Source organism: Paenibacillus sp. P4_E11, assembly GCF_056401635.1.
Map to the genome: position 1 here is coordinate 1 of NZ_JBFUIX010000144.1, position 8,603 is coordinate 8,603.

The window sequence follows — 8,603 nt, forward strand, 5'->3', positions numbered from 1 at the left end:
TTGCTAATATTATTAAAGGTGCTATTCGCTAGGAACGGCACCTTGAGGACCTTCTGAGGGGGAACTCGTCTTCACTTTAATCCATTTCATAGATCGAACCAGATCGGCTTGCAAAAAATTCTGCATATACTTTCTCCGCGTAGGCATCGGTCATCCCCGATATATAGTCAGCTACCATCCGTTCCCAAGTCCATTTGCCTTTTTGCTGATCGAAGCTTTCCAGCCAGTCCGGTGGGATTATAAGCCGCCCTGCAGACTCTTCCTTGAAGCTGTCCCATAGTCGTCCGATCATAACTTCGCTGCGTTTGTGCAACCGTTGAACGCGGAAATCCTTGATCAACGTTACCCACGCCAGCTTCTTCAATATTTCCATCGTGCGTAGCAGCTCCAGATCCTGGTGGCCTTCGCGAATAAGTGTGACGCGCTTCCAGCCTGTTGAAGGATCGTCTATGATCCCCACTTGATTGGCAAATTTGTGGACCCAGCGAGCTTTCATCTCTCGTCTAGTCCGAGATTGTTCCCGGCCGCATTCCACGTAAAGTGCTTCCCAATCCTGCAAATACTGATGAAGCACTTGCTTGACCATGGCTCGCATATCAATCTGATTCCAGCACATCGCAGCGTTCCCGGAGTCGTTAATAATTTCCTGGAGCACATGATCAATCAATCGATCGTCCTCGAACAAGTTGCGGTTCATTTGAATTTTACCAGCGCGGATTCCATCCTCGATATCATGTGTCGAGTACGCGATGTCGTCGCACAAGTCCATGAGCTGAGCTTCCAGAGTCGCACAGCCTTCCGGCATGCCCCACGTCTTGCGCAGATGATGAATATGCTCCCACTCCATCTTGTACACGCCTTTTTGTCGACCAGGATCGTCTATGCAGTATGGATATTTATTAATGGCCAGCAGAACCGCTGCCGTCAAGTCCAGACCGCTGTCACTGCCTGCTCGTTTCTCTAGAAACATAAGGATGCGGTAGTTCTGCGCATTGCCTTCATAGGACAGTCCACATTCGTTCGTCAATAGACGGTTCAACACTTCTTCACCCTTATGACCGAACGGAGGATGTCCGAGATCGTGCGCCAGTGAAGCGCACTCTACAACTTCCGGCTCCAGCATCAAGCCAGGATGTTGCTTCGTCGCGAGAAACGAATAGCYCTTCCCTAGGCGTCTCGCCAATTCACGAGCAATCTGCGACACCTCAATCGAATGCGTCAAGCGTGTCCGGTAGTAGTCACCGGACCCAGCTCCGAATACCTGAGATTTCCCTTGCAACCTGCGGAAAGCGGGAGATTGTATAAGCCGGGCATAGTCCTTCTCATACTCATTCCTCTCCTCGCTGGAGTGTAAATGTTCGGTGTCGTGCAGCCGTAATTTCCGTATATTCATTGTGTTTCTCCTTCATCCCATCCTTTAGCCTTATCGTAGCAAACATCATCTATGTAAAACAAGCTGACATCCGTCCTTCATGATGTCAGCTTGTTCGGAGTACGTGAGAAATTTAGCCTTCAAGCAGCAACGATTCCGGATCCTCAAGCAGCTGCTTGAGCGTAACGAGGAAGCGAACCGCTTCCGCACCGTCTACAATTCGATGATCGTAGGACAGTGCCACGTACATCATCTGGCGGTTTTCTGTACGCTCCGCATCAATCGCTACTGGACGAAGTTGAATCTTGTGCATGCCCAGAATACCAACCTGCGGTGCATTCAAGATCGGGGTCGAGAGTAGCGAACCGAATACACCACCATTCGTAATTGTGAAGGTGCCGCCTTGCAGATCGGACAAGGCAAGCGAGTTGGACCGCGCTTTGTCCGCCAGTTGAGCGATTTGCTTCTCAATTCCGGCGAAGCTGAGTTTGTCAGCATCGCGAACGACCGGTACGACCAGACCTTCCTTGGCGGATACGGCAATGCCGATGTCGTAGTAATTTTTAACTAATATTTCGTCACCTTGAATTTCGGCATTCAGCAGCGGGTAAGCTTTCAACGCGCCGATCACAGCTTTCGTGAAGAAGGACATGAAGCCCAGGCCTATGTCATGCTTTTCTTGGAAAGCTTGCTTGCGCCGCTTACGGATATCGAGAATCGCAGTCATGTCGATCTCGTTGAACGTCGTTAGCATGGCAGCGGTGTGCTGCGCCTCCACCAGACGATTCGCGATCGTGATCCGGCGACGCGACATTTTCCGACGTTCTACAGGTTTGGCAGATTCACCTGACCCTGTGGCCGCTTGTGGGCCTGGAGTAGGTACTGCTACCGGTCGGTTCGCAGTTGGCTGTGGGGCAGCCGCTTGATTCGATGGTGAGAAGCTCTTCACCTCATCCGGACGAATTCTTCCAATCGGGTCGTCCGATCGAACTTGTCCGAGGTCGATCCCTTTCTCCCGCGCGAGTTTCCTTGCAGCTGGCGATGCATTGTAAGCATTCGCCGTATTCTCTTGCGCTGACAATGTCGGAGCAGGCTGTGCAGCAACCGGTGCGGCTGATACGACTTGCTGCGGCTGATCTTGCGGTTGTGGCGATGTTGGTGCTGTTGCGGTTGGGCTCGCGCTAACCGGTGCAGCCGATGCGCCTGCTTGACCGTTCGCGATCCGGCCTATCGTCTCTCCTACCTGGACGGTATCGCCTTCCTTGCGATTGATCTGCTCGATAACGCCGCTTGCTTCGGCATTAATCTCTATATTGACCTTATCGGTTTCCAATTCAACGAGCATATCGCCTTCCTTGACGACATCCCCTTCTTTGACCATCCATTTGGTAATAGTGCCTTCTACAATCGATTCGCCCATTTCGGGTACTCTAATATCACTCATGGCCGTCTTCCCCCTTCGCATTCGTCGTTGCTGCTCGGCTTAATGCAACCGAGATGATCCGCTTCTGTTCGATATTGTGAACGGTTTGAAACCCGCTTGCAGGACTGGAACGCTTAGGACGACCAACGTAACGGACAGTTGTTCCATCGGTAGCGCGAGCCAGTATACGCGGCTCAACGTAGTTCCAAGCCCCCATATTTTGAGGTTCTTCCTGCACCCACAATATTTCTTTCAAGTTCGGGAACCGGTTGATGAGTCGTTCCACGTCCATCTTCGGAAACGGATATAACTGCTCAATACGCGCGATGTGAAGCCAGCTCCAGTCCGTCTTGCCTGCTTCCTTGTCATCCGAACTCGGTTCAAGCGCAGTAGCCAAATCAATGGCGATCTTCCCTGTACACAGGACAAGTCGTTCGACCTTCTCTACATCGCTTCCCAGACCCGGTTGCTCTAACACTAGACGGAACGAGCCTTCGCTTAGTTCGGACGGGTCGGATGCTACATAGGCGTTACGAATCAAGCTCTTAGGCGCCATAACGATGAGCGGTCTCGCTTCCGGACTTGCTGTAATTGCTGCCTGCCGTCGCAACAGATGAAAGTATTGGGAAGCTGAGGTCAAGTTGGCGATCGTCAAATTGTCTTCAGCCGCGAGCAGCAGGAATCGCTCCAATCGAGCGCTCGAGTGCTCTGGACCTTGACCCTCATAACCATGAGGGAGCAGCATAACCAAGCTGGACAATTGCGACCATTTCCCGCGACCTGCGGCAATGAACTGATCGATCGTCACTTGTGCCGCATTGGCAAAGTCCCCGTATTGTGCTTCCCAGATGACCAGCGTTTCCGGTGCGTATACGTTATAGCCGTAATCGAAGCCAAGTACGGAAGCTTCGGATAAGGGACTGTTATAGATCGCGAACGAAGCACGTGCCTCTGGCAGGTTGTGCAGCGGGCAGTACGTTTCCCCTGTGGTTGCGTCATGCAGCACCAGGTTACGATGGGCGAATGTAGCACGTTCGGAATCTTGCCCACTCAACCGAATCGGCTTGCCGTCAGCAAGGATCGTACCGAATGCGAGTGTCTCCGCTAAGCCCCAGTCTACTTTGCCGCCTTCGTCTAGCGATTCGGCGCGCCGCATCAGGATCCGTTCCAGCTTGTTATAGATCGTGAAGTTAGCCGGCCATTTCAACAATCCAGTATGAATTGCCCGAAGTTGATCCATCGGAACAGCGGTTGCCTGATTCAACTTACCGCGTTTACCGACCATCTGCTCAATCTTTGTTTGTGGTTTAAGTTGATCCGGTGCTTTCACATGATCCAGAGCAGATTGTAGACGGGCCAGTCCTTCTTGCTTCATCTGCTCTAACTGATCATCTGAGATTAGACCTTTGCCTTTTAGTATATCCGCATATATCGAAGCCACTCTCGGATGATTGTTAATTTTGTTATACAAGAGCGGTTGAGTTGTTCCGGGATCGTCTGTTTCATTGTGCCCGTAGCGCCGATAACCGATCATATCAATCAAGAAGTCTTTATGAAATAGCTGTCGGTACTCGCATGCCATACGCATGGCGGCAATACAGGCTTCCGGATCATCCGCGTTGACGTGAACAATCGGAATCTCATAGCCTTTGGCCAAGTCGCTTGCATAGTGCGTGGAACGGGAGTCACTGCTCTCCGTCGTGAACCCGATCCGATTGTTAACGATAATATGGATCGTGCCGCCATTCTCATAGCCCGTTAATTTCTTGAAATTGAGCGACTCCGCGACAATTCCTTCCCCTGCAAAGGCAGCGTCTCCGTGCATGAGAATAGCGGCTGCACGGCCGAAGTCCGCTTTGGGATAGCCAGGTTGAGTACGGTCATCCTGTGCAGCGCGTGTGAAGCCTTCCACTACCGGATTGACGAATTCCAAGTGACTTGGGTTGTTGGCGAGTGTTATACGGGTTTCCACCGTCTCCCCAGCCTTCACAGAACGGTGCGCACCCAGATGGTACTTTACGTCGCCCGTCCAACCATAGTTAATGCCGATGGAGCCTTCCGAAGGCAACAAATCTTTGTTAGGCGCGTGATGGAACTCAGCGAATATCGAGCCGTAAGGCTTGCCGAGTACGTGAGCCAGTACATTAAGTCGACCCCGATGGGCCATGCCCATCAGAATATGACGAGCACCGTCATGGGCTAATTCCCGTACCGCTTCATCCAGCATAGGAACAAGCATATCCGTACCTTCTATGGAGAATCGTTTCTGTCCGACGAACGAGCGCTGCAGAAAGGTCTCGAATTGTTCCACTTCGAGCAAACGATTCAATAACGCCGTGCGCTCATTCGTCTGAATCGGCTTGCCAGCCATGCCCAATTCAGCTGCCCGGTTCAGCCAGATCCGCTCATTCTCTTCATGAATATGATCGAATTCGAAGCCGTACGATTGCGTGTACGTCTCCTTCAAACGCTGAATGGCATCCCAGCCGTTCTGCACGGATTCAGGCGCTTCTTCCCAGATCAGCGAGGCGGGAATCGCTCTCAGATCGTCTGGTGTCAAACGGAATGTTGCAGGCTCCAGCAAGCGTGTATCGGCAGCTGTCCCGAGCTCAAGTGGATCGTTATGCGCGGCCAAGTGGCCATATGTTCGGATGTTGCGCACCAGCTTGCCGGCGTCAACGATTTTCTTCAGAAAAGTAGGATCGTCCGTTAATCTGCCTGATAGCGCCGACTTATTCGGTACTGTCGTTGTAGGCACAGCTAGCACTGAACCTGCGTTTGAAGCAGGTGCTACTGGCGGACCCCATTGCTCGAACAATTGCCGATAGGAAGCATCGACAGCATCCGGGTTGATTTTATATTGCTCATACACCTCCTGGATGTACCCCAAGTTAGGCCCATAGTAAATGTTCCAGGGAGATTGGTCGAATTCGTTGTTATCTTTCATGAATCGCAAGCCTCCGATAGTACTGATGTAAGTGTTGAAATTGATAATAACCGTGTTAGTGAATAGCTCATCTTATTAGTTATTAACCCTTTGCTAGCTATTCCATACCAAGCTGGATGAAAGTGTAGCCAACAAATTTCCTCACCCCATAGTAAGCCATGGAACCGATATCGAGAAATACTTTATTTGTATCAAAATGTTCTAATTTTGATATGGATCGATTATGATGCGGTCCTTTCGGATATAGCGTCAAATTCTCTTCACTTACAAAAACCGGACTCTTTTAGTGTAAGGGTCCGGTTTCTTGTATGTCCGTATGCTACGCATCCCATATCTCGGCGACTGTATCAATCCGTAACAGCGCCTTGGGACGCCGAAGAGACGAGTTGCGCATATTTCACTAGTACGCCAGCTGTATATTTTCTGCGGGGTTGGCTCCAGTCCTTCGCTCTCTGCTCCAGCTCGATGGATGATACGACCATATCGATCTGCTGAGTCTCGCTGTCAATCGTGATGATGTCACCGCTACGCAACAAAGCAATCGGTCCCCCGACATAAGCTTCAGGAGATACGTGCCCCACGACGAAGCCATGGGAACCGCCTGAGAATCGGCCATCTGTAAGGAGCGCCACTTCACCTCCCAGTCCTTTGCCCACAATTAATGCGGTAACCGAGAGCATCTCTGGCATACCTGGACCGCCCTGCGGACCGGCATACCGAATGACCACAACATCGCCAGATACGATCTCATCGCTCAGAATGGCATGGGTCGCTTCCTCCTCGCTGTCGTAAACACGAGCGGGTCCGGAGAATCGCTGTTTCTTCATCCCCGACATCTTGGCCACAGCACCATCAGGTGCCAGATTGCCTCTAAGCACGACCAATGGACCGTCCGGTTTCAACGGCTGATTGAAGGGTCTAATGACAGTTTGGCCATTCGTTAACGGAGCTGCATCCGCCAAGTTGTCCGCTATTGTCCTCCCTGTAACGGTCATGCATTCCCCATGAAGAAGCCCCTGCTCCAATAGCAGCTTCATTACGCCAGGTACGCCACCTACATTGCTTAAGTCTTGCATCACATATTTGCCGCTCGGCTTCAAGTCAGCTAGATGAGGAACACGGCGGCGAATACGCTCGAAGTCGTCCAATGTCAGATCAACTTGAGCCGAATGGGCAATCGCCAATAAATGCAGGAACGCATTCGTAGAACCGCCTAACGCCATCACAACGGTGATTGCATTCTCGAAGGCTGCCTTGGTCATAATATCCCGCGGATAGATACCCTGTTCCAACAGGTCTAACACGCGCTTCCCGGCTTCTGCACATTCTACTGCTTTATGAGAAGCGATAGCCGATGTTGATGAGGAACCAGGTAAGCTCATGCCCAGCGCTTCAGCAGCGGCCGCCATCGTGTTAGCCGTGTACATGCCGCCACAGGCGCCTGCTCCGGGACATGCGTGACATTCGACTTGATGCAGCTGTTCCTCATTGATCGCCCCTTCATGATATTGACCTACCGCCTCGAATGCCGATACGATATCTACATCCTTCCCTGCCAATTTCCCAGGTTGAATCGTGCCTCCATATACGTAGACAGCTGGGATGTTCATTCTTCCAATTGCCATAAGGCAGGCGGGCGTGTTCTTATCACAACCACCGATCGCAACTAATCCATCGAATCGTTCGGCGTTAGCTACGACTTCAATGGAATCCGCGATGATTTCCCGACTCGGCAAAGAGAATAACATGCCTTCATGGCCCATGGAAATGCCGTCGGAAACGGTAATCGTATTGAATATTAATGGAGCTCCTCCGCTATCCTGAACCCCCTGCTTCGCTTGTCTGGCCAATTCATCGATATGCATATTGCATGGCGTAACCTCACTCCACGTACTGGCCACCCCAATCATAGGCTTCTTGAAGTCTTCATCCTTGAAGCCAACAGCACGCAGCATTGCCCGGTTAGGTGCTCGATTGACACCTTCGCTGATTACATGACTACGTATTCTCAAATCTTGTCCTTCCTTCATCGTCCATCCTCTCCTTCTTATGGAATCACCAATTAGGCATTCATCAACGCATGCAGCAACTTCATAGGTCTTAGCAAATTTTGTTTCATGATCAGAGTAGCCGCATTCGCATCCCTTGCCTCGAAAGCTTGGATTAGGGCTGCGTGCTCTTCGACCGAATCGGAGTTCGCCGTCAGCTGCTGCTTAAGAAACACATACTTGAACCGCCGAATATGAACTTGCAGCGAGGAGCTATATGAGGCGATATAGGAATTATCCGCCGCGTCTACAACAGTATTATGGAAGAGCTCATCGTACTCCATTGCCTGATAAGGCTGTCCATTCCTAATCGCTTCTGAGAATTGGGCGTTCAGTCCCTTCAACTGCTCAAGCTCAGCTGGAGAAAGAAGTGGAGTCGCTAGTTCAGCTGCAAGAGCATGCAACGAGGCTAGTACCGGATACATCTTCAAGATGTCATCCCGCTCAATCATCTTCACCTTCGTCTCCTTACCCGGAAACATTTCTACAAGTCCCTGCACTTCCAGTAGCTGCAGCGCTTCTCGAATCGGAGTTCGACTGACACTCAAGGCATCAGCTAGTTCTGCATCCATTAATTTCTCGCCAGGCTGCAAAGTCCCGTCAATAATCCACCTCTGAATCTGCGATAAGGCTCGCTCTTTGGCCGATAATCGGATGGGTGAAGCATAGTCACTCGGAATAGGCATATCGCAAACCTCCTTTGTATGCAATATATCGCATATGTATATTGTATTCAAGCTTTTTCTGTGTATCTGTTATTTATGGAAATGATAAGACAGTTTACATAACAAATACTATGTTTACTCATAATGT

The 8,603-nt window shown here is 50.8% G+C and carries 5 protein-coding genes; all 5 read right to left on the reverse strand.

The window, feature by feature from the left end:
* Positions 1-76: 76 nt before the first annotated feature.
* On the reverse strand, positions 77-1,393 hold the full coding sequence (locus tag AC1DWB_RS29300; RefSeq protein WP_477544634.1) for a deoxyguanosinetriphosphate triphosphohydrolase family protein: 1,317 nt from the start codon (positions 1,391-1,393) through the stop codon (positions 77-79).
* Positions 1,394-1,505: 112 nt separating this feature from the next.
* Entirely contained in the window at positions 1,506-2,816 is a 1,311-nt protein-coding gene (gene odhB, locus AC1DWB_RS29305) for a 2-oxoglutarate dehydrogenase complex dihydrolipoyllysine-residue succinyltransferase (RefSeq protein ID WP_477544635.1), read from the reverse strand.
* Positions 2,809-5,742 carry a 2-oxoglutarate dehydrogenase E1 component gene (locus tag AC1DWB_RS29310; RefSeq protein ID WP_477544636.1) on the reverse strand — a complete coding sequence of 978 codons (2,934 nt, stop codon included), beginning with the start codon at positions 5,740-5,742 and terminating at the stop codon, positions 2,809-2,811. Before AC1DWB_RS29310 ends, odhB begins: the two co-directional genes overlap by 8 nt.
* A 347-nt stretch (positions 5,743-6,089) precedes the next feature.
* Positions 6,090-7,772, reverse strand: coding sequence for a dihydroxy-acid dehydratase (gene ilvD, locus AC1DWB_RS29315; protein WP_477544637.1), 1,683 nt, complete (start codon positions 7,770-7,772; stop codon positions 6,090-6,092).
* 32 nt (positions 7,773-7,804) lie between these two features.
* Positions 7,805-8,476, reverse strand: coding sequence for a GntR family transcriptional regulator (locus AC1DWB_RS29320; RefSeq protein WP_477544638.1), 672 nt, complete (start codon positions 8,474-8,476; stop codon positions 7,805-7,807).
* Positions 8,477-8,603: the final 127 nt, after the last annotated feature.

Bases quoted from the DNA above. Each gene is read 5' to 3' on its own strand.
- odhB (WP_477544635.1), bottom strand. From the start codon at position 2,816: ATGAGTGATATTAGAGTACCCGAAATGGGCGAATCGATTGTAGAAGGC.
- AC1DWB_RS29310 (WP_477544636.1), bottom strand. From the start codon at position 5,742: ATGAAAGATAACAACGAATTCGACCAATCTCCCTGGAACATTTACTAT.
- ilvD (WP_477544637.1), bottom strand. From the start codon at position 7,772: ATGAAGGAAGGACAAGATTTGAGAATACGTAGTCATGTAATCAGCGAA.
- AC1DWB_RS29320 (WP_477544638.1), bottom strand. From the start codon at position 8,476: ATGCCTATTCCGAGTGACTATGCTTCACCCATCCGATTATCGGCCAAA.